Genomic DNA, 19,670 nt, shown 5'->3' with positions numbered 1-19,670 from the left:
GGTGGGTACTCCGCCCCGCCCCTGAGGCGGTTCCCGTCCTCCGTGCGCCCAGCGCAACCGTCGTAGAAGAAACGGATTGTCAATGACGACAGCAGTCACGAGTCCGGCAACCGGGCTCAGGCGAGACAAGCACCCCCAGCCGGTCAAGGTTCGCGCCACGCGCTCTGAGCGCCGTCGCAACCTCACAGGCTGGGTCTTCATCATCCCGGCCGCGGCGCTCATCACCATCATGAGCTTCTGGCCGATGCTCCAGGCCTTCCTCCTGTCCCTGCAGACCGGGCGCGGCGCGCGTCTGAGTTACGCCGAGCCCCTGTGGAGCAACTACCAGCGTCTGCTCACTGATGAGACCTTCATCATGACGCTGAAGACCACCTTCATCTACCTCATCATCCAGGTCCCGATCATGCTCGGGCTGGCCCTGGTGCTGGCGGTCATCCTCAACGACCCCAAGCTGCGCTGGAAAGGGCTGTGGCGTACCGCGATCTTCCTGCCCTGCGCGGTGTCACTGGTGTCCTACTCGCTGGTTTTCCGCACGCTGTTCGCCAACGACGGCTTCATGAATGACATGCTCATGGGGCTGCACATCATTGACGACCCGATCAACTGGCTCGGGCAGGCCGGCACCGCCCGCATGGTCATCATCCTGGGACTGCTGTGGCGGTGGACCGGCTACAACATGGTCTTCTACCTCGCCGGCCTGCAGAACATCGACATGGCCACCATCGAGGCGGCCAAGATCGACGGCGCAAGCTCCTGGCAGGCCTTCTGGCACGTGATCGTCCCCCAACTCAAGCCCATGATCCTGCTGACCGCGATCATGTCCACCAACGGCACGCTCCAGCTCTTCGACGAGTCCTGGAACCTGACCAAGGGAGGCCCGGCGTACACCTCGATGTCGATGTCGCACTACCTGTACGAGCTCTCCTTCCTCAAGAGCCCGAACTTCGGGTACGCCTCCGCGATCTCCTACGTCATTCTCATCCTCGTCGCGGTCCTCGCGCTCATCCAGATGAAGGTTGGTGACAAGCGTGATGCGTAAGTCCTCACTGCGTCAGGTCCCCAAGTACGTCTTTCTCGTTGTGGCCTCGCTGGCCTCCGTCTTCCCGCTGTATTTCATGGTGGTCTCAGCGACCAACAGCTCGAACGAGGTGCTGTCCTCCAAGCTCACGCCGGGTAGCCACCTGTTCGACAACTTCGCCAAGATGCAGGAGCTGAGCAATGTCTACCCGGCGCTGGGTTACTCGGCGGCGATCGCCGTGCTCACCACGGTGCTCGCGCTCCTGGTGTGCTCCATCGCGGGCTACGGCTTTGAGATCTACCACTCCAAGGGCAAGGACGTCGTCATGGCGATCCTGCTGCTGGCGATGATGATCCCCTTCGCGGCAACGATGATCCCCCTGTTCCAGCTGTTCGGAAAGGTCGGGCTGGTCAACTCCCTGTGGGCGGTCATCCTGCCCACGGTGTCCACGCCCTTCCTCATCCTGCTCTTCCGCCAGGCCTCGCGATCCTTCCCGCACGAGGTCCTGGAGGCCGCGCGCCTTGACGGCCTGAGCGAGATCGCGATCTTCGCCCGCATCTACATGCCGACCATGAAGTCCACCTACGCCGCCGCGGCCGTGGTCACCTTCATGGCCGCGTGGAACAACTTCATGTGGCCCAAGATCATCCTGGTCAACGTCAAGTACCAGACCATGCCCATGCTGGTGTCCAACCTGGCGGCCGGCTACGTCACCGACTACGGCGTGCTCATGCTGGCGGTCCTCATCGCCTCCCTGCCGGCCGTCGTCGTCTTCCTGGCGCTTCAGCGCTCCTTCGCCAACGGAATCATGGGGGCAGTCAAGTGATGAACCGAGTCGTCGGCTACGAGCAGCTGTCTGACCCGACCTTCTTCGCTGAGCGGCGCCTTCCAGCGCACTCGGACCACCGCTGGTACGCCAGCCAGGCAGAGGTGGAGCGAGGCGAGTCGAGCTTCGAGACCTGCCTGGACGGGGTGTGGAAGCTGGCCTACAGCGCCAATCTGGCCACTGCGCCCGAGGGCTTCGAACGCGACGACGTTGACGTCACGATGTGGGATGACGCTCCGGTCCCGGCCCACATCCAGATGCTGGGATACGAACGCCCTCAGTACGCCAACACGCAGTACCCGTGGGACGGGCACGAGGCCCTTGAGCCTGGAGCGGCTCCGAGGGACTTCAACCCCGTTGCCAGCTACGTGCGTTCCTTCACCCTGGAACGAGGGTTGGAGGACGGCGAGCGGCTGGTGCTGCGGCTGGAGGGCGCGGAGTCCTGCGTCACCGTCTGGCTCAACGGCAGCTACGTGGGCTACAGCGAGGACTCCTTCACTCCCTCGGAGTTCGACCTCACGCCCTACCTGCGCGTGGGTGCCAACCGCCTGGCGCTGCGCGTGGTCAAGTGGTGCTCGGGCTCGTGGCTGGAGGACCAGGACTTCTACCGCTTCTCGGGCCTGTTCCGCTCGGTCTACCTACGCAGGCTTCCGGCTGCGCACCTGGCGGACCTGCGGACCTCAGTGCGCGTGGCCCCGGACCTGTCCACGGCGCGCGTGAGCGTGCGCACCGCCGTCGAGGGATCCGCTCGGGTCACTGCCCACCTTGAGGGGGTCGGTGAGCTGGAGAGTGACGAGGAAGGGACCCTGTCCATTGAGGTGGACCAGCCTCGGTTGTGGAGTGCCGAGGATCCTCAGCTCTACGACCTCACGCTGCGGGTCTGGGACGCCGAGGGCAGGCTGAGCGAGGTGGTCCCTCAGAAGGTCGGTCTGCGCCGCTTCGTGCTGGAGAACGGGGTCTTCACGATCAACGGCCAGCGGATCGTCTTCCGTGGCGTCAATCGTCACGAGTTCGGTGAGCAGGGGCGGGTGATGACCCGCGAGCGCACCGAGGCTGACCTCATTGCCCTCAAGCGCGCCAACGTCAACGCCATCCGCACCAGTCACTACCCGAACAACAGCTTCCTGTACGAGCTGTGTGACCGCTACGGCTTCTACGTCATTGACGAGACCAACCTGGAGACCCACTCGATGTGGGACCAGATCCTCCAGGGACAGCTGGAGCTGGCGGACTCGATCCCGGGGGACCAGCCTCAGTGGCTCGAGGCGGTGCTTGACCGTGCCCGCTCGATGTACGAGCGCGACAAGAACCACCCCAGCATCCTCATGTGGTCGTGCGGCAATGAGTCCTACGGGGGCGACGGCATCGCGGCGATGGCGGACCTCTTCCGGCAGCTCGACTCCCGGCCCGTGCACTACGAGGGCGTCCACTGGGACCCACGGCGTCCTGAGACCACTGACGTGGTCAGCCAGATGTACACCCCGGCCGCCACGGTGGAGCAGTTCCTGGCCACCAACCGCTCCAAGCCCATGATCCTGTGCGAGTACGCCCACGCCATGGGCAACTCCTTCGGCGCGGTGGACAAGTACATGGACCTGGCTGAGCGCGAGCCCTTGTTCCAGGGCGCGTTCATCTGGGACTTCGCCGACCAGGCGATCCGGCTGACTGCGCCCGATGGCACGGCCTACTGGGGCTACGGCGGGGACTGCGGGGAGGCGCCGCACGACGGCGACTTCTGCGGCAACGGCATCTTCTACGCCGACCACACGCCCTCACCCAAGATCCCTGAGGTGGCCCACGTCTACCAGGGGCTGTCAGCCGAGATCCACGGCAATCTGGTCACGGTGACGAACAGGTACCTGTTCACCGGCTCGCAGGCCTTCGAGTGCCGGGTGCGCCTGGCCCGCGAGGGAAGGGAGCTGGCCGAGGCCGTCCTGGACACTCAGGTACGTGCGGGCCACAGCGCCACGTATGAGCTGCCGCTGTCAGTGCCCGAGGATGCCGGTGAGTACACCATCACCGTCTCCTTCCGCCTGCGCCAGGACACCGCCTGGGCACTGGCGGGCCACGAGGTGGCCTGGGACCAGGCGGTGGTCGAGGTGGCGCCGGGCGGCTCGGCAGGTGCCGTTGCCGAGAGGGGGCGGGGCCCCCTCGTCGTCGACCAGCCGCGGTCCGGGGCGCTGACCCTGGTGGAGGGGGGACACAACGTCGGCGTGCACGCAGACGGGTTCGACGTCCTGTTCTCCCGGATTACCGGGGCGCTGACGTCCTACCGCTTCGGACGCAGTCGTGACGGAGGCCATGAGCTCCTCAACGCTCCGGTCACGCCCTGCTTCTGGCACGCTCCGACGGCCAACGAGCGTGGCTACTCCGGTCCCTTCGAGGAGGGGGCGTGGCTGCTGGCCTCGCGCTTCTCACGACCGGTGCGCCAGGGAGTGATCCCTGCGGTCAGCCGCCAGGATGACGCCGTCGAGGTGACCTTCGTCTACGAATTGGCGGGGCTTGCCGGGTCTACCTGCACGATGCGCTACCGGGTCGAGGCGGACGGCACGGTGGGGGTCACACAGGTCCTCGACCCGGTGGGCGAGGTCCCGGACCTGCCGGAGATGTCGACTCTCCTTCAGGTGCCGGGGACCCTGAGCACCCTGACCTGGTACGGCGAGGGGCCTGACGAGTGCTACGTCGACCGCCGTGGGGGAGCGCGCCTGGGTGTGTGGACCTCCAAGGTCAGCGAACAGCTGCCTGGCTACCTCACGCCACAGGAGTCTGGCTCTCACACCGGCGTGCGCTGGGCGCGAGTGACGGACGAGCGTGGCCGCGGGCTGGAGCTGCGCTGTGATCCTGGCTCGCCGATGGAGCTGTCCGCCTTGCCCTGGACGCCTTTCGAGATCGACAACGCCCGCCACCCGTGGGAGCTGCCGACGACGGGCCGCACCGTCCTGCGTCCGGCGCTTATGCGCCGGGGCGTGGGTGGGGACGACTCATGGGGATCTCGGACGCACCCGGAGTACCGCCTGCCCAGCGGCCCGCTTGAGTTCCGCTTCACGATGCGCGGGGTGATGTAGGCGTCTGGTCGCCGTTGTTGACGGAGAGGAGGTGGTCGTCGTCGGCTGTTGACGCACCGACGACGACCACCTCGTCTCCTACGGCCATGACCTGGCGGCAACGGCGGGTGTGGGCCGCCAGGCGCCGCCTTCCTCAGGCCCGGTTGGCGAAGCGCTCCAGGAGCGTGGCGTCGCCGCCGACTACCAGCACGTCCTCTGCTGAGACCAGCGTGTCCGGGGTGGCGTACTCGAAGGGCTCGCCCGGGCTCATGAGTCCGAAGACGGTGACGCCGTAGCGCGAGCGGACCTTGGACTCACCGATCGTGAAGCCGTGAAGCTCCGAGGGCGGACGCATCTTGACGATCGTGAAGCCGCCCTTCTCCATCTCGATGTAGTCCAGCATCCGTCCGGACACCAGGTGGGCGGCGCGCTGGCCGGCGTCGAACTCGGGGTAGACCACGTGGTGGGCGCCGATGCGCCGCAGGATGCGTCCGTGGGCCCGTGAGATGGCCTTGGCCCAGATCTGCGGCGTCTGCAGGTCCACGAGATTGCCTGCGATGAGCACGCTGGCCTCCAGGGACGTGGCTACCCCCACCACGGCGGTGCCGAACTCGGTGGCCCCGAGCTGCTCCAGGGCCTCCATATCCGTTGCGTCGGCCTCCACCAGTGGGATGCGTCCGCTCCACTGGCGCACAATCGCCGGGTTGGACTCCACAGCGAGGACCTCGCGGCCCAGCTTGTCCAGCGTGGCAGCAACGGCCGAGCCGAAGCGCCCCAGGCCGATGACCAGCGTGGAGTCGGTACGGTCGACGGAGGGTGCCATCAGTACTCCTTGGAGGGGAACGGTGCTGCTTAGAGGATAGTCGCCTGGCGGCTCAGCCGATGAGCGGACGCTCAGCAGGCATGCGGATGACCCGGCGCCGCTCCCGCATCGCCAGCGCGCTCGCGGCCGTCATCGTGCCCACGCGCCCGACGAACATGAGCACGATGATGACGTACTTACCGCTCTCGGGCAGGATCGGCGTGATACCGGTGGACAGGCCGACCGTGGCGAAGGCGCTGATGACCTCGAACAGGATGCGGTCCAGGGACAGGTCGGTGAGCTGGAGCAGCAGGAGAGTGGAGATCCCGACCACTGCCGAACCGATGAGTGCCACGGCCACGCTCAGGCGCACCGTCGGCAGGGTGATCCTGCGCCCGAAGGCCTCGATGTCCTGGTCCCCTCGCGCCTCGGCTGCCACGGCCAGGAGCAGGACGGCGAAGGTGGAAACCTTGATTCCGCCTGCCGTGGAGGCCGATCCTCCACCGATGAACATCAGGGCATCCTGGAGGAACCAGGTGGCCTCGTGCATGTGCTCGGGCGGGATAGTCGACAGCCCGGAGGAACGGGCGTTGACGCCGTTGAGCAGCGCGGTCAGCAGCTTGCCTCCCATGGAAAGAGGCCCGTAGGTCTGCGGGTTGGTCCACTCGAAGGCGGCGATGGTCAGCGAGGAGAGCACCGTCAGCGCGAGGTAGGTGGTCAGGGTGAGCTTGGTGTGCAGCGTCCACAGCCGTGGGCGACGGCGGTGGCGCATGACGTCGAGGATGACCGGGAAACCGGTCGCCCCGACGAAGGTGCCGATGATGATCGGCAGGCACATCCACCAGTCCGAGGCGTAGGGGGCCAGCCCCTCCGGCATGATGACGAAGCCAGCGTTGTTAAAGATCGAGGCTGACATGAACACCGCGTACCACAGCGCGTGCCACGGATCCAGGCCCAGGGTCAGGAAGCGCGGCAGCAGGATGAGGGCGAGGACGGCCTCGACGCCGAGCGCGGTGTAGATGACGGCGCGAAGCAAGGAGGCGACGTCGCCCAGCCGGGACTGGTTCTCGGTGGCGGCCAGCATGCGCTGGGTCAGACCCACGTGGCGCGAGACGGCGAAGGACAGCAGTGAGGCCATGGTCATGATGCCCAGGCCGCCGACGGCGGCTCCCAGGATGATGACTCCCTGACCGAAGGTTGACCAGGCGGTGGCCGTGTCCACGGTGCTCAGCCCCGTCACGCACACGGCGGAGGTGGCGGTGAACAGCGCGTCAACGAAGCTGGCGGCGGGTTTGCCGGCCGGTGTGGCCATCGGCAGGCTGAGCAGGGCGGTGACCGCCACGATGATGGAGGCGAAGACCAGCACAGCCAGTCTGGCCGGGGCGAAGCGTGCGGCGCGCTCGACCCGGGCCCGCACTTGCAGCCGTGCAACCAGTCGCCGCAGCCAGCCCTGCTCGTCGTCGACGTGGCGGTGGTAGACCAGCTCAGGGTTGACCCGGCGAGGGCGGTCATCCCGACGCCGTAACCCGGCCAGGGGCAGCGGCGCGCGCCACCCGCGGGCGAGGCGAGGCTCGTCGTCGGCACGGCGGGCACCGCGGGGTGCGCGGGACGGTGAGCTCTGATATGACACAGCCGCCATTGTGGCCTGTTTACCGATGCGGCGCTGGAGGGAGAGGAATGACGCGCGTGGCGCAAGCGGCTGATGGGGCAGGTTGTGTGAAATGCGACGCCTGTGACGCCAGGGGCGCTGACAACGTGTGCGGCGGGTGGGGCGCACGATATAGTGACCTCACTGACGCTTCGGGTTGCGCGCCTGCGGCGTCGAGTACCTATCCCCACAACGATTCCAGCAGACGGGACCTTGCATCCATGGCACCGGGTACTTCTCCCTCCGGCGCATCTGGCGCCCCCTCGTTCCTGACCGTGGCCGAGGTCGCAGCGATGCTGCGCGTGTCCAAGATGACGGTCTACCGCATGGTTCATTCCGGTGACCTGCCTGCCATGCAGGTGGGTCGCTCCTTCCGCGTGCCTGAGCGCGCGGTCGAGGAGTACCTGGCTGCGAGCCTAGGTGACTGGGGCCACGAGGGCTCGGCGTCGACGGGCTCCTGAAAACCGCTAGAATCAGCCGGTCACCTGTGTGATCGGGTGGGCTCGCCCCGACCCGACCACCCTGCTCGCCCGGCCTTGCGTCGGTGCGCTGGCGCAACGCCGTCGGCTGCGAGCGGACCGGCACCCACGACCACAAGGAGTCCCCATGGGATCTGTCATCAAGAAGCGCCGCAAGCGCATGTCCAAGAAGAAGCACCGCAAGCTGCTGCGTAAGACGCGTCACCAGCGCCGCAACAAGAAGTGACGAGATGTGCCCGGAGCCCGTGCTCCGGGCACACTTGTTCCCGGCAGGCCTCACCTGCTACCACCGCGCCTAGCAGCCAGGAGCACCTCATGAGTCAGCACTCCGTATCCGGCAACCTCATTGGAGACTCCATCAACGCCACGGAGCAGTGCATGATGCCCATCTCCGTTGACGCCTCGCCGGACCAGTGGCCCGCCGGCGTCCCGGCGCTGGCCCACGTGCCCGGCTCGGCGCCGGCTCCCACGACCCTGGCTGAGCTGACCACCATGGCAGTGGGCGGCCCGGTGGGTGAGTACGTCGAGGCCACCTCCGAGTCCGAGCTCATCGACGCCGTGCGCCAGGCCGATGAAGCCGGGCGTCCGCTTCTGGTGGTGGGCGGCGGATCCAACATCCTGGCCGCGGATGCCGGTTTTGACGGCCTGGTGCTGCGTGACGCGCGCCAGGAGGTCTCCCTCCTGGCCGACGACCGCTGCGGCGGCGTCGAGATCAGCGCCACGGCCGGCACCACCTGGGACGACCTGGTGCGCCAGGCCGTGGCCTGCGAGTGGGGCGGCTTCGAGACGCTGTCCGGCATCCCCGGGACCGTGGGTGCGGCGCCGGTGCAGAACATCGGCGCCTACGGCACAGAGGTCGCCGAGCTCCTGGCCAGTGTGCGGGTCTGGGACCGCTCTGCCGGCCAGGCTGTTCAGCTGCCGCTGTCACGCCTGCAGCTGTCCTACCGAGACTCCGCCCTCAAGCGCTCGCTGACTGATCCGCAGGTCGGAGAAGGATGGACCTGGGGGCCGACGGGCCGGTGGGTCGTGCTCTCGGCCACCTTCTCGGTGCGTCAGGCCTCCCTGTCCGCCCCGATCGCCTACAGCCAGCTGGCTCAGGCCCTGGGAGTGAGCCTGGGCGAGCGAGTCGACTCCCGCGCCGTGCGCGAGGCGGTGCTGGAGCTGCGCCGCTCCAAGGGTATGGTCCTGGACCCCGATGACCACGACACCTGGTCCGCCGGCTCCTTCTTCACCAATCCGGTCCTCACCGCGCAGCAGGCCGAGCGCCTGCCGCCGGAGGCCCCGCGGTACCCGGTCACTGACCACACCAAGGTGGTGCCGGGTACGGTTGCCGCTCCCGTGGTTGACGGCCTGGTCAAGACCAGCGCCGCCTGGCTCATTGAGCACGCCGGCTTCCCCAAGGGCTTCTCCCTCGCCTCCGGCGACGCTGGCCAGGCTCCGGCCAGCCTGTCCACCAAGCACGTGCTCGCGCTGACCAACCGTGGCAAGGCCCGAGCCAGTGACATCGCCGCGCTGCGCGACGCCGTGGTCGCCGGGGTCCAGCAGGCCTACGGCATCACGCTGGTGCCCGAGCCGGTGCACGTGGGCTGGTGACGGGGAGGCGCTCGCTCGTGGCAGATCGCTCTGCGGTGGCCGGTGGGGTCCTCATCGTCGTCGCCATGATGTGGGGCTCCAGCTTCTTCATGACCAAGGGGCTGCTCACCTCGCTGGCTCCCCTGGACTTCCTTGCCCTGCGCTTTGCCGTGGCGGGCGCCGCCGCAGCCCTCGTCTTCGCCCCTCGCCTGGCGCGCACCGACCGGCGCACCTGGGCCTGTGGCGTGGTCCTGGGCCTGGTCTACTCGGGCGCGCAGATCGCCCAGACCTACGGCCTGACCCTGGCGGCGGCGTCAGTCTCCGGCTTTCTGACCGCCCTGTACGTCGTTGGTACCCCGTTGGTGGCCTGGCTGCTGTGGAAGGCGCGGCCGGCGCGCGCCACGGCCTTGGCCGTAGCCCTGGCGCTGAGCGGCGCCGCCGTCCTGGGGCTCAGCGGCCTGAGCGTTGGCTTGGGAGAAGCGATCCTCGTCCTGGGCGCCGTCGGCTACTCCTTCCACGTGGCCCTGCTGGGCCGCTGGAGCGCGGGGCGTGACCCGCTCGTCCTGGCAGCGATCCAGATGATCACCCTGGGGGTGGTCCACGTCCTGGTGGCGCTACCCGGGGGCATCGCGATGCCGGCGAGCCCGGCGGACTGGGCGCGGGTGCTCTACCTGGCGCTCGCCGTCGGCCTGATCGCGCTGGTGGGACAGTGCTGGGCGCAGGCCCGGATGGACGCGGCGAGGGCCGCCGTCATCATGGCGATGGAACCGGTCTTCTCCGCGCTGTTCGCGGTGGCCTTCGGCGGAGAGCTGCTGACCTGGAGGATCATCGTGGGAGGCGGCCTCATCTTCGCCGGCTCGGTGGTGGCCGAGCTCGGCCCCATCCTCGCCCGGCGGCGTCTGCGCCGCGCGCTCGCCTAGCCCTGGTCCGACGCCAGCCAGTCGTCCACCTCGGCCAGCCACCGCGCCTTGGAGCCCGGCGAGGCCAGCGAGGCGCGGATCGACCCCCGGGCCAGCTCAGCCAGCGCGGCGTCGCCCAGGCCGAGGCTCCGGGCGATCTCGTACTGGTCGGTCAGGCGTGAGTGGAAGAGCAGAGGGTCGTCCGCCCCCAGCGCGACCTGGGCGCCGTGGGCCAGAAGCGTCGGCAGTGGTACGTCCGCCGCCTCGTGGTAGACCCCGAGGCTCACGTTCGAGGCGGGGCAGACCTCCAGGCTGATCCCGCGCCGGACGATCTCGTCCAGCAGCGCCGGGTCCTCCGCGGTGCGCACACCGTGACCCAGGCGGGTGGGGCCTAGGGCACTGACGACGTCGCGCACGTGGGAGGGCCCCAGCAGCTCGCCACCGTGGGGCAGAGAGGCCAGGCCCGCCCGCTGTGCGATGCGGAAGGCCGGGCCCCAGGACGCTGTCCGCCCGGCCCTCTCGTCATTGGACAGACCGAAGCCGACGACGGTGCCCGGCTCCTGCCCGGCGTAGCGGACGGCCAGGCGGGCCAGGGTCCGCGCGTCCAGGGGATGGCGGATCCGTGAGGCTGCCACGATGACGGCGACCTCGACGCCGGACAGGATCGTGGCCTGGCGTGCGGCGTCCAGGATGATCTCCAGGGCCGGGGTGATGCCGCCGACGAAGGGGGCGTAGGAAGTGGGATCCACCTGGATCTCCAGACGGCGCGAGCCTTCGGCGGCGTCGTCGAGCGCGGCCTCGACGACGATGCGTCGCATCGTCTCCTCACTGGTCACCAGGTGGCGGGCCGTGTCATAGGCCCGCTGGAAACGGAACCAGCCACGGTGGTCGGCCGGCACGCGCAGCGGATCGCCGTCGATAAAGGAGGAGGGAAGGCGCGTGCGTGAGCTCTGAGCCAGGTCCACCAGGGTCTCCAGGCGCATCGATCCTGTGAAGTGCAGGTGCAGGTGCGCCTTGGGCAGGGTGGACAGGTCGCGCATAGCGGGATTCTTGCACGAGCGGACAGGTCACGCCCCGGTGGGCCTGGTGTAGGGCAGACTGGGACCATGAGCAACGCACCGGCCGGTTTCGAGCCAGAGGATGTCGCGCTCCTGACAGGCCCTCAGGCGGCCTCGGTACTCGCTGCGGCGCTGGCCCCCGCGGGTCAGCAGCTGGTGAGCTGGGAGGTCCACTCCGTCCACCACCGCCCGGGAGCGGGAGTCTCGGTCGGCTACACGGCCGTGGTGCTTAGCCCGGGCGGGGTCCGCACCACCCAGTACCTGTGCGCGACGACGGCGAGGCTGTCCTTCCCCCAGGCGCCAGGTCTCATGACCGTGGCGCCGGCGGGCCTGCTGCGCCGTTCGCCTGCGCCGATCCGCGTGTGGCGCCACCCCGCCGACCCTGAGCTGCCCGCGCTGCCGGTGGCCTGCACGCCCGCGCTGCTCGGCCAGCGGCTGGGCACCCCGGTCCAGACCTCGATCGTGGCCTACCGGCCCACTCGCCGGGCGGTGGTCCGAGTGACCTTCAGTGACGGCACAACGGCCTACGCCAAGATCTTCCGCCCCGGCCAGGCGGCGGCCTTCGCCGAGCGCCAGCGGATGCTGCGCGCCTCTGGGGTCCCGGTGCCGCAGGTCCTGCGGGCTGACCCAGACGGCCTGGTGCTGTTGGCGACCGGGCACGGCATGGCTTTGTCCGTGCTTCTCTCTCGCGGGATGGATCCGCAGACCTCGGCGAGGGTCTTTGCCTCGCTCACCGGGCTGCTGGATGCCCTGCCGCGCCAGGCCCTGGCCCTGGAGGCCCGGCCAGCCTGGTCGGACCGGGTGCGTCACTACGCCCACGCCGCAGCCACGGTGCTGCCTGAGCATGCTGCACGCGCCCGGGCGGTGGCCGACGGCGTGGAGCAGCTCATGGCCTCGTCCAACCCCGGTCCTGTGGTCCCGGTCCACGGTGACTTCTACGAGGCCAATGTCCTCATGGAGGGCGAGGCCGTGGCCAGTCTGCTGGACGTGGACTCCCTCGGACCGGGCCGACGGGTCGATGACCTGGCGTGCCTGCTCGGGCACGTCAGCGTGCTTGACCACCTGGCGCCGGCCTCCTACCCGCGGCTGCGTCCGGTCCTGGAGACCTGGACGAGCCTGGCTGAGGCCCAGTGCGACCCGGTGGCGCTGCGTGCGCGATGCGCTGGCGTGGTGCTCTCGCTGGTGGCTGGCGCACGCCGTGAAGACGGTGGTCCCTGGCGCCCTGACGCCGAGGGCAGGCTCGCTCGGGCCGAGATCTGGCTGGCGCAGGCCCGTGAGATCCAGGCGAGGCGAGGCGCGCACTAGGGGCCCGTCTTGCTCGCTCGCTGATGGCGTGATCTGCTGCCGCGACCGACCACTTTCGCCCTGACCGACCACGTAAACCTCGACCGACCGCCAGATCCTCCGCCGACCACTGGATTCGCGTGAATCTGGTGGTCCGTCGGGGCATGGGTGGTCGGTAGGGACATGGGTGGGGCCCGTCATCGCGCGACAACGGGCCCCACCTGTCTCATGTGCTGCGGCTGAGCAGCGAGAGCTACTTCACCTCGGCCAGGAGGGAGGCCACGCGGCCGATGCCCTCGCGGATGGCGTCGTCGCTCGTGGCATAGGACAGGCGCAGGAAGCCGGAGCGGCCGAAGGCCTCGCCCGGTACCAGCGCCACGTCAGCCTCGTCCAGGATGGTGCTGGCCAGCGTGATCGAGGAGTCGATGACCGTGCCGCGCAGGGTCTTGCCGATCAGGCCCTCGATGCTCGGGTAGGCGTAGAAGGCTCCCTGGGGGGTGGGCACCGTCAGGCCCTCGATGCCGCTGAGCAGCTCAACCATGAGACGCCGACGCCGGTCGAAGGCCTCGCGCATCCGCTCCACCGCGGTCAGGTCCCCGGCGACGGCGGCCAGGGCGGCGCGCTGGGAGACGTTGGCGACATTGGAGGACAGGTGGGACTGCAGGTTGGTGGCGGCCTTGACGACGTCGCTCGGGCCGATCAGCCAGCCCACCCGCCAGCCCGTCATGGCGTAGGTCTTGGCCACTCCGTTGAGGACGACCGTCTGCTCGGCCAGCTCAGGCACCAGCTGGACGATGTGCGCCGCCTGCGCGCCGTCGTAGAGCAGGTGCTCGTAGATCTCGTCGGTGATGACCCAGATCCCGTGCTCCAGGGCCCACTGACCGATCGCGGTGAGCTCGTCGGGGGTGTAGACCGCGCCGGTGGGGTTGGAGGGCGAGCACACCAGCAAGACCTTGGTGCGAGGAGTGCGTACCGCCTCCAGCTGCTCGACGGTGACCTTGTAACCCTGCTCGGCACCGGCGAAGACCTCCACCGGGATGCCTCCGGCCAGGCGCACGCACTCGGGGTAGGTGACCCAGTAGGGGGCGGGGAGGATGACCTCGTCGCCCGGGTCCACCAGGGCTGCGAAGGCCTCATAGACGGCCTGCTTGCCACCATTGGTGACGATGATGTCGTCGGGGCTGACCTCATAGCCGGAGTCGCGCAGCGTCTTGGCCGCGATGGCCTCGCGCAGGGCCGGCAGGCCCTTGGCGGGGGAGTACTTGTGGTTGACCGGGTCCTTGGCGGCGGCGACTGCCGCCTCGACGATGTAGTCAGGGGTCGGGAAGTCCGGCTCCCCGGCTCCGAAGCCGATCACCGGTCGGCCGGCAGCCTTGAGGGCCTTGGCCTTGGCGTCGACGGCGAGGGTGGCGGAGGGGGCGATGGCGGCGAGGCGGGCCGAGACACGGGCCCGAGGTGCAGTACTCACGAGGCCATGGTCCCACAGGCGCGGCCTGTCAGGAGAGCCGATCGGATGGTGAGAGGGAGGCGGGATCGCGCGGCGGCGTCGTCGTCCTGGCAGGCACGTCTAGGGGGTCTCGCAGAGCAGACGTGTCGTAGCCCACCCGCCCTCGATTTCCTCAGGTGTGTACTGTGTGGCATGATCAGTTCCCGCTGAAGGGCAGTGGCGCAATTGGTAGCGCACCGGTCTCCAAAACCGGCGGTTGTGGGTTCGAGTCCCGCCTGCCCTGCTGAGAACGCCGGATCTGTCGGGAGATCCCGTCGGTTCCGCCCTCTCGCCCGTCTGGGCGCTGAACGAACCGACGAAACCCGAGGATCCTGAGCATGAGTGAAGGCACGACTGTCGCCAAGGGTGCACAGCCGAAGAAGATCAAGGGCGGCCCCTTCGGACGCCTCGCCCTCTTCTTCCGCCAGGTCATCGATGAGCTTCGCAAGGTCGTGTGGCCGACGCGCAAGGAGCTGTGGACCTACTTCCTGGTGGTGGTGGTCTTCATCGTGGCGATCATGGCCTACACCGGCATCCTTGACTTCATCTTCGACCGTATCGTCATGTGGGTCTTCGCCTGATCGCTCGTTGACGACTGAACGCGACAGCACGCCCTAGAACGCACAGGAAAGCAGGTAATCGTGTCCGAGGAGATTCTCCCCGAGGAGACCACGGCAGACTCTGTCGACCCCACGAGCCAGGATGCTGTCCTGGAGGAGTCGGCCGAGGTGGTCGAGGACTCCCAGGCTGTCGAGGAGGCGCCCGCGCCGGTCGCCGAGGTGGACCCGATCGAGGAGTTCCGCAAGCAGATGTCCTCGCTGCCTGGCGAGTGGTACGTCCTGCACACCTACTCCGGCTACGAGCGCCGCGTGGCTGCGGACATCATGGCGCGCGCGGAGAACTTTGAGCTGGAGGACTACGTCTTCGACGCCGTCGTTCCCATGGAGACGGTGATCGAGGTCAAGAGCGCGGGGAAGAAGAAGGAAGTCTCCCGCGTGCGTATCCCCGGCTACGTGTTCGTGCGCATGGATCTGGACGACCCGGAGACCTCGGACCGCGTGTGGCGCACGATCAAGGACACCCCGGCCGTCACCGGCTTCGTGGGCGACCGCTACAACCCGGTGCCGCTGACCTTTGACGAGGCGGTCTCCCAGCTCGGCCCCACGCCGGAGGAGGTGGCTGCCAAGCAGGCTGCCGCCGCCAACGCCGCTCCCGAGGAGGGCGGGCGCACCCAGGTCGTCGAGGGCGGCCAGGTCTACGAGGTCGCCTTCGAGGTCGGCGAGTCCGTCATCGTCACCGACGGCCCTTTCGAGTCCCTGCCTGCCACGATCTCGGAGATCCACCCCGAGACGCAGAAGCTGCAGGTTCTCATCTCCCTGTTCGGCCGCGACACCCCGGCCGAGCTCTCCTTCACACAGGTCGCCAAGATCTGAGCGGCGACGCCGTACCTTACGCGGGTCCGTCACTCGTCCTTCGGGGCGGTGGCGGACCCGCGTCGTTGTGAGCCTCACACGGATATGCCTGTGATTCCAGGCACCGAGCTCGCTACAGCGGCTCTTGCGGGTCTAGCATGGGCGTTCGTGCGTGTGCCCGCGGTGCGGGCCTCGCGCCGTCGCACGGCAGGCGTGCGACGTTCCGGACAAGAAGGACCCAACACATGGCTCCCAAGAAGAAGGTCGCTGGGCTGATCAAGCTCCAGATCCAGGCCGGCCAGGCCAACCCCGCCCCGCCGATCGGCCCCGCACTCGGTCAGCACGGCGTCAACATCATGGAGTTCTGCAAGGCCTACAACGCGGCTACCGAGTCGCAGCGCGGCAACGTCATCCCGGTGGAGATCACGGTCTACGAGGACCGCTCCTTCACCTTCGTGACCAAGACCCCGCCGGCCGCTGAGCTCATCAAGAAGGCCGCTGGTGTGGCCAAGGGCTCCTCGACCCCCCACACCGCCAAGGTCGGCAACCTCACCGCCGCCCAGGTCAAGGAGATCGCCGAGATGAAGATGGCGGACCTCAACGCCAACGACGTCGAGGCTGCCTCCAAGATCATCGCCGGCACCGCCCGTTCCATGGGCATCACGGTCGACGCCTGAGCGTCACCACACCCCCACTGACCACCGTGGAAGGGCCTCGCGCGGCCCGTTCACCACGACTGCAAGGAGAAGCAGATGACTAAGCGCTCCAAGGCCTACCGCACCGCCGCTGAGAAGATCCAGTCCGGGATCCTCTACACCCCGGCCGAGGCCGTGAAGCTCGCCAAGGCGACCGCCGTGACGAAGTTCGACTCCACCGTGGACGTCGTCTTCCGCCTCGGTGTTGACCCCCGCAAGGCCGACCAGATGGTGCGAGGCACCGTGTCCCTGCCGCACGGTACCGGCAAGACCGCCCGAGTGATCGTCTTCGCTCAGGGCGACCGCGCCCAGCAGGCTCTTGACGCCGGGGCTGACGAGGTCGGCGGCGACGAGCTCATCGAGAAGGTCGCTGGCGGCTGGACGGACTTCGACGCCGCCGTCGCTACCCCCGACCTCATGGGCAAGGTCGGCCGCCTGGGCCGTGTCCTCGGTCCCCGTGGCCTCATGCCCAACCCCAAGACCGGCACCGTGACGATGGACGTGGCCAAGGCCGTGTCCGACATCAAGGGCGGTCGTATTGAGTTCCGCGTCGACCGCGCCGCGAACCTCAACTTCATCATCGGCAAGTCCTCCTTCACCGAGGAGCAGCTGGTGGACAACTTCCGCGCCGCTCTGGACGAGATCCTGCGTCTGAAGCCCGCCACCTCCAAGGGCCGCTACATCCTCAAGGCCACGATGACCACGACCATGGGCCCGGGCATCCCGCTCGACGTCACCAAGTGATCATGACGGGAGGCCTCGCCCCGGCATAGGCCTCCTGGAGACGACGGCGCCGCTCACCTTCCGCTTCGAAGGCGAGCGGCGCCGTCGTCCTGCTCGCTCTAGAGCGCCAGGCACCAGGCGACGGCGTAGCCGCCCAGGAGGAAGGGGCCCAGTGGGATGGGGGTGCGTCGGTCCGCGCGACCCAGGGCGATGCGGAATCCCGCGGCGATACCTGCCGCCCCGAGCCCCAGGTACAAGGCGTAGACCTGGCCGGCAGCGGTGAACGGGGCCAGAGCAAAGGTCAGGAGAGCGAGGAGCTTGACGTCACCCGGACCGATCTGGTGGCTGAGGCGGCTCACGACGGCCAGGGCGATCGTGAGTGCGGCCGATACCAGCAGTGGCGCGAGGATCGGCCAGTAGCCGGGCGCGTCGGCAGGGTGAACCGCTTCCACGGCTTGGCACTCCTGTCTGTCCGCGGCCCACAGGCACGGATCGGAGACCTCGGCGGCCATGACCCATGCGCGCAGCAGGTGGCAGAGCACCAGTGGGACCGCGGCCAGGCCCAGGAGGAGGTTGGGCAAGCGCAGACACAGGACGTCGCAGGCACAGGCGAGCGTGACCAGAACGGCCACCGGGCTGGCCGCGAGGGCGAGGCCCGTTCGGGCACCCACGCCAGGGGTGCCGTCGTCAAGCGCCTGACGCAGTACGAGTGCGGCCAGGACCGCGGCGTGGACGAGGAGGCAGCAGGCGGTCACCCGGGCGCGAAGACGGGTAGGCGAGGTCCCGAGCTCCGGGCGCAGCCTCGCGGTATAGCGGACCACGGTGCGCGAGGCGGGCCAGGCTACCGCGGTGGTCAGTGCGAGGCTGACGGTCAGGCTAAGGATGGCGGGAAGAAGCGTGTCCACCTGCCGATGGTGACAGGCGCCACCGCCATGGTCCACAGCGTGACCGATCGCACCAGGTTTCCACAGTGTGCGGCCTTGCGTAGTGGGGGAGGTGGGCCGGTAGTCTGGCACCTGCCAAAGACCGCAGGTCTCCCGCCTTGGCGGGACCAAGTCCACCAGCTCCCCGGAGCGATGGAGCCAGCGCAGGTGAGAACGTGACTCCTCCACGGTTGTGGAGCGTGAGCCTCGTGCCTTGCCGGCGCGAGGCTTTTTTCGTGCCAGAGCCTGGGCGCCTGTGGCAGACCACGGAAGGAGGGCCCATGGCAAGGCCTGACAAGGAAGCGGCTGTTGCCGAGCTCGCGGGTAAGTTCCGCGACTCCGGCGCGGTGCTGCTGACTGAGTACCGCGGGCTGACCGTCGCCGAGCTCAAGGAGCTGCGTCGTTCGCTCGCTGGTAACGCCGAGTATGCCGTGGTGAAGAACACGCTTGCTGCCATCGCCGCCCGTCAGGTCGGCCTGGAGGCCTTCGCTGACGACCTCAAGGGCCCCACGGCTCTGACCTTCGTCTCCGGCGAGCCGGTTGAGGCTGCCAAGGCGCTGCGTGACTTCGCCAAGGACAATGCCAAGCTCGTCGTCAAGGGTGGTGTCATGGACGGCAACGTCCTGGACGCCTCCGAGGTTGACAAGCTGGCTTCGCTCGAGTCCCGCGAGGTTCTGCTCGCCAAGGCTGCGGGTGCCATGAAGGCGTCCCTGTCCAAGGCTGCGTACCTCTTCGTCGCGCCCGCCTCCAAGGCGGTCCGCACTGTCGACGCCCTGCGCGAGAAGCAGGAGACCGCGGCCTGAGCCGCGTGCGCCGTTCAACACCACTTTCATCCCTGTGCTGAAGACAGTGCAGGACCCTTTTTCCAGGAAGGAACGCCCATCATGGCGAAGCTGACCACCGACGAGCTCATCGAGGCCTTCAAGGAGCTCACCCTCATCGAGCTGTCCGAGTTCGTCAAGGCCTTCGAGGAGACCTTCGACGTCACCGCTGCTGCTCCGGCCGCCGTTGCCGTTGCTGGCGCCCCCGCTGCTGGCGGCGAGGCCGCTGCTGCCGAGGAGAAGGACGAGTTCGACGTCATCCTCGAGGCCGCTGGCGACAAGAAGATCCAGGTCATCAAGGAGGTGCGCGCCCTGACCTCCCTCGGCCTGAAGGAGGCCAAGGAGCTCGTCGACGGCGCTCCCAAGCCCGTCCTCGAGGGCGCCAACAAGGAGACCGCCGAGAAGGCCAAGGAGGCCCTCGAGGGCGCCGGCGCCACCGTCACCCTCAAGTGAGTCTCGCCCCGGCCGCCGCGGTTCTCACCATGAGGTGAGCCCGGCCAAGGGGAGTATCGCTTCACGCTGGCCCCGACCACCATTGGTGGTCGGGGCCAGCTGCTGTCTGCGGCGCGGACACGACGCTGTTGCCAGGTGGGCTGTAGGCGATATGCCGACGCCGGACCTGCGCACAAGGTCCCCGGTTCGCGGGGCATCGCGAGCCCGACGGCGATGGTGGCACCTCCCAAGAGCCAGGCTCCCGAGCGAGAGGGTGCCTCTCAGGGGGCGCGAGGGCGCGTACCAATGGCGCGTGCACGTACGTATCGGGGGATGCACGTTCCAGTGGGGGTGGTGGGCTTGATGGCTGCGTCAGTTGAGGTTCTGGACCGTTGGTTTGGTCTTGGTGCGCTTCCTGGATACGTCGGTTTAGGCCGTGGACAGTCGGTTCGGGTGTGGCGGGGATGGGGATCGACTGTTCAGGGCCTAAAGCGACGGAGAGGCGGTGGGGATGCGACGGGGATGGGGCGGCGTGCGGGGGGGGGGGG

At 68.4% G+C, this 19,670-nt stretch carries 19 protein-coding genes and 1 tRNA gene; 15 read left to right on the top strand and 5 right to left on the bottom strand.

Annotated elements, in window-relative coordinates; genetic code table 11:
- Positions 1-82 precede the first annotated feature (82 nt).
- From CYJ26_RS05915 to lacZ, 3 genes are read left to right on the top strand one after another with little or no spacing between them, the layout of a single operon-like run.
- Positions 83-1,039: a carbohydrate ABC transporter permease gene (locus CYJ26_RS05915; protein ID WP_101638123.1), complete on the top strand. Its 957-nt coding sequence runs from the start codon at positions 83-85 to the stop codon at positions 1,037-1,039.
- Positions 1,032-1,844: a carbohydrate ABC transporter permease gene (locus CYJ26_RS05910; RefSeq protein ID WP_006548345.1), complete on the top strand. Its 813-nt coding sequence runs from the start codon at positions 1,032-1,034 to the stop codon at positions 1,842-1,844. Before CYJ26_RS05915 ends, CYJ26_RS05910 begins: the two co-directional genes overlap by 8 nt.
- The gene (lacZ, locus tag CYJ26_RS05905; protein ID WP_101638122.1) at positions 1,844-4,909 is read left to right on the top strand and encodes a beta-galactosidase, LacZ type; all 3,066 of its coding nucleotides are present in this window, start codon (positions 1,844-1,846) and stop codon (positions 4,907-4,909) included. The genes CYJ26_RS05910 and lacZ overlap by 1 nt, the downstream gene beginning before the upstream one ends.
- Positions 4,910-5,042: 133 nt before the next feature.
- Here lacZ and CYJ26_RS05900 read toward each other — a convergent pair whose 3' ends face one another.
- Positions 5,043-5,711, bottom strand: a complete 669-nt coding sequence (locus CYJ26_RS05900; protein WP_006548347.1) for a potassium channel family protein — start codon at positions 5,709-5,711, stop codon at positions 5,043-5,045.
- Between the two features lie 52 nt (positions 5,712-5,763).
- Complete coding sequence (locus CYJ26_RS05895; RefSeq protein ID WP_034235201.1) at positions 5,764-7,329, bottom strand: TrkH family potassium uptake protein; 1,566 nt, start codon at positions 7,327-7,329, stop codon at positions 5,764-5,766.
- A 230-nt stretch (positions 7,330-7,559) separates the two neighbouring features.
- Between CYJ26_RS05895 and CYJ26_RS05890 the strand changes: the two genes are divergently transcribed.
- The 4 genes from CYJ26_RS05890 (at position 7,560) to CYJ26_RS05875 (ending at position 10,309) form a co-directional block, all read left to right on the top strand.
- Positions 7,560-7,799, top strand: coding sequence for a helix-turn-helix domain-containing protein (locus tag CYJ26_RS05890; RefSeq protein ID WP_024034580.1), 240 nt, complete (start codon positions 7,560-7,562; stop codon positions 7,797-7,799).
- Between the two features lie 145 nt (positions 7,800-7,944).
- Positions 7,945-8,043 (top strand): 30S ribosomal protein bS22, encoded by a 99-nt coding sequence (locus CYJ26_RS05885; RefSeq protein WP_005504750.1) that lies wholly within the window; start codon positions 7,945-7,947, stop codon positions 8,041-8,043.
- Positions 8,044-8,132: 89 nt separating this feature from the next.
- On the top strand, positions 8,133-9,410 hold the full coding sequence (locus CYJ26_RS05880; protein ID WP_048780317.1) for a UDP-N-acetylmuramate dehydrogenase: 1,278 nt from the start codon (positions 8,133-8,135) through the stop codon (positions 9,408-9,410).
- A gap of 17 nt (positions 9,411-9,427) precedes the next feature.
- Positions 9,428-10,309 carry a DMT family transporter gene (locus CYJ26_RS05875; RefSeq protein WP_040319512.1) on the top strand — a complete coding sequence of 294 codons (882 nt, stop codon included), beginning with the start codon at positions 9,428-9,430 and terminating at the stop codon, positions 10,307-10,309.
- Here the strand turns inward: CYJ26_RS05875 and CYJ26_RS05870 are convergent.
- Positions 10,306-11,328 (bottom strand): adenosine deaminase, encoded by a 1,023-nt coding sequence (locus CYJ26_RS05870; protein WP_006548352.1) that lies wholly within the window; start codon positions 11,326-11,328, stop codon positions 10,306-10,308. The genes CYJ26_RS05875 and CYJ26_RS05870 overlap by 4 nt on opposite strands.
- 66 nt (positions 11,329-11,394) lie before the next feature.
- Here CYJ26_RS05870 and CYJ26_RS05865 point away from each other — a divergent pair, with 66 nt between their 5' ends.
- Positions 11,395-12,651: a phosphotransferase gene (locus tag CYJ26_RS05865; protein ID WP_006548353.1), complete on the top strand. Its 1,257-nt coding sequence runs from the start codon at positions 11,395-11,397 to the stop codon at positions 12,649-12,651.
- Positions 12,652-12,883: 232 nt separating this feature from the next.
- Here the strand turns inward: CYJ26_RS05865 and CYJ26_RS05860 are convergent, their stop codons facing one another.
- Positions 12,884-14,098 (bottom strand): pyridoxal phosphate-dependent aminotransferase, encoded by a 1,215-nt coding sequence (locus CYJ26_RS05860; RefSeq protein ID WP_006548354.1) that lies wholly within the window; start codon positions 14,096-14,098, stop codon positions 12,884-12,886.
- A gap of 189 nt (positions 14,099-14,287) precedes the next feature.
- Here CYJ26_RS05860 and CYJ26_RS05855 point away from each other — a divergent pair.
- From CYJ26_RS05855 to rplA, 5 genes are all read left to right on the top strand, one after another.
- Positions 14,288-14,360 (top strand) — tRNA-Trp (locus CYJ26_RS05855).
- Between the two features lie 94 nt (positions 14,361-14,454).
- Complete coding sequence (secE, locus tag CYJ26_RS05850) at positions 14,455-14,697, top strand: preprotein translocase subunit SecE (RefSeq protein WP_006548355.1); 243 nt, start codon at positions 14,455-14,457, stop codon at positions 14,695-14,697.
- A 60-nt stretch (positions 14,698-14,757) separates the two neighbouring features.
- The gene (gene nusG, locus CYJ26_RS05845) at positions 14,758-15,549 is read left to right on the top strand and encodes a transcription termination/antitermination protein NusG (protein WP_006548356.1); all 792 of its coding nucleotides are present in this window, start codon (positions 14,758-14,760) and stop codon (positions 15,547-15,549) included.
- A gap of 224 nt (positions 15,550-15,773) precedes the next feature.
- Positions 15,774-16,205 (top strand): 50S ribosomal protein L11, encoded by a 432-nt coding sequence (rplK, locus tag CYJ26_RS05840; RefSeq protein WP_006548357.1) that lies wholly within the window; start codon positions 15,774-15,776, stop codon positions 16,203-16,205.
- A 75-nt stretch (positions 16,206-16,280) separates the two neighbouring features.
- Complete coding sequence (gene rplA / locus CYJ26_RS05835; protein ID WP_006548358.1) at positions 16,281-16,967, top strand: 50S ribosomal protein L1; 687 nt, start codon at positions 16,281-16,283, stop codon at positions 16,965-16,967.
- A gap of 98 nt (positions 16,968-17,065) precedes the next feature.
- On the opposite strand, the gene CYJ26_RS05830 is transcribed toward rplA, so the two are convergent.
- Positions 17,066-17,851: a hypothetical protein gene (locus CYJ26_RS05830; protein ID WP_006548359.1), complete on the bottom strand. Its 786-nt coding sequence runs from the start codon at positions 17,849-17,851 to the stop codon at positions 17,066-17,068.
- 299 nt (positions 17,852-18,150) lie between these two features.
- Between CYJ26_RS05830 and rplJ the strand changes: the two genes are divergently transcribed.
- On the top strand, positions 18,151-18,672 hold the full coding sequence (gene rplJ / locus CYJ26_RS05825) for a 50S ribosomal protein L10 (protein WP_006548360.1): 522 nt from the start codon (positions 18,151-18,153) through the stop codon (positions 18,670-18,672).
- Positions 18,673-18,753: 81 nt separating this feature from the next.
- Positions 18,754-19,143 (top strand): 50S ribosomal protein L7/L12, encoded by a 390-nt coding sequence (rplL, locus tag CYJ26_RS05820; protein WP_006548361.1) that lies wholly within the window; start codon positions 18,754-18,756, stop codon positions 19,141-19,143.
- Positions 19,144-19,670 lie beyond the last annotated feature (527 nt).

Source organism: Actinomyces urogenitalis (genome assembly GCF_002861525.1).
In the GTDB taxonomy this organism is placed as follows: Bacteria; Actinomycetota; Actinomycetes; order Actinomycetales; family Actinomycetaceae; genus Actinomyces; species Actinomyces urogenitalis.
Note: the sequence above shows the minus strand (reverse complement) of the source record. Positions and strands in the feature narration are given on the sequence as shown.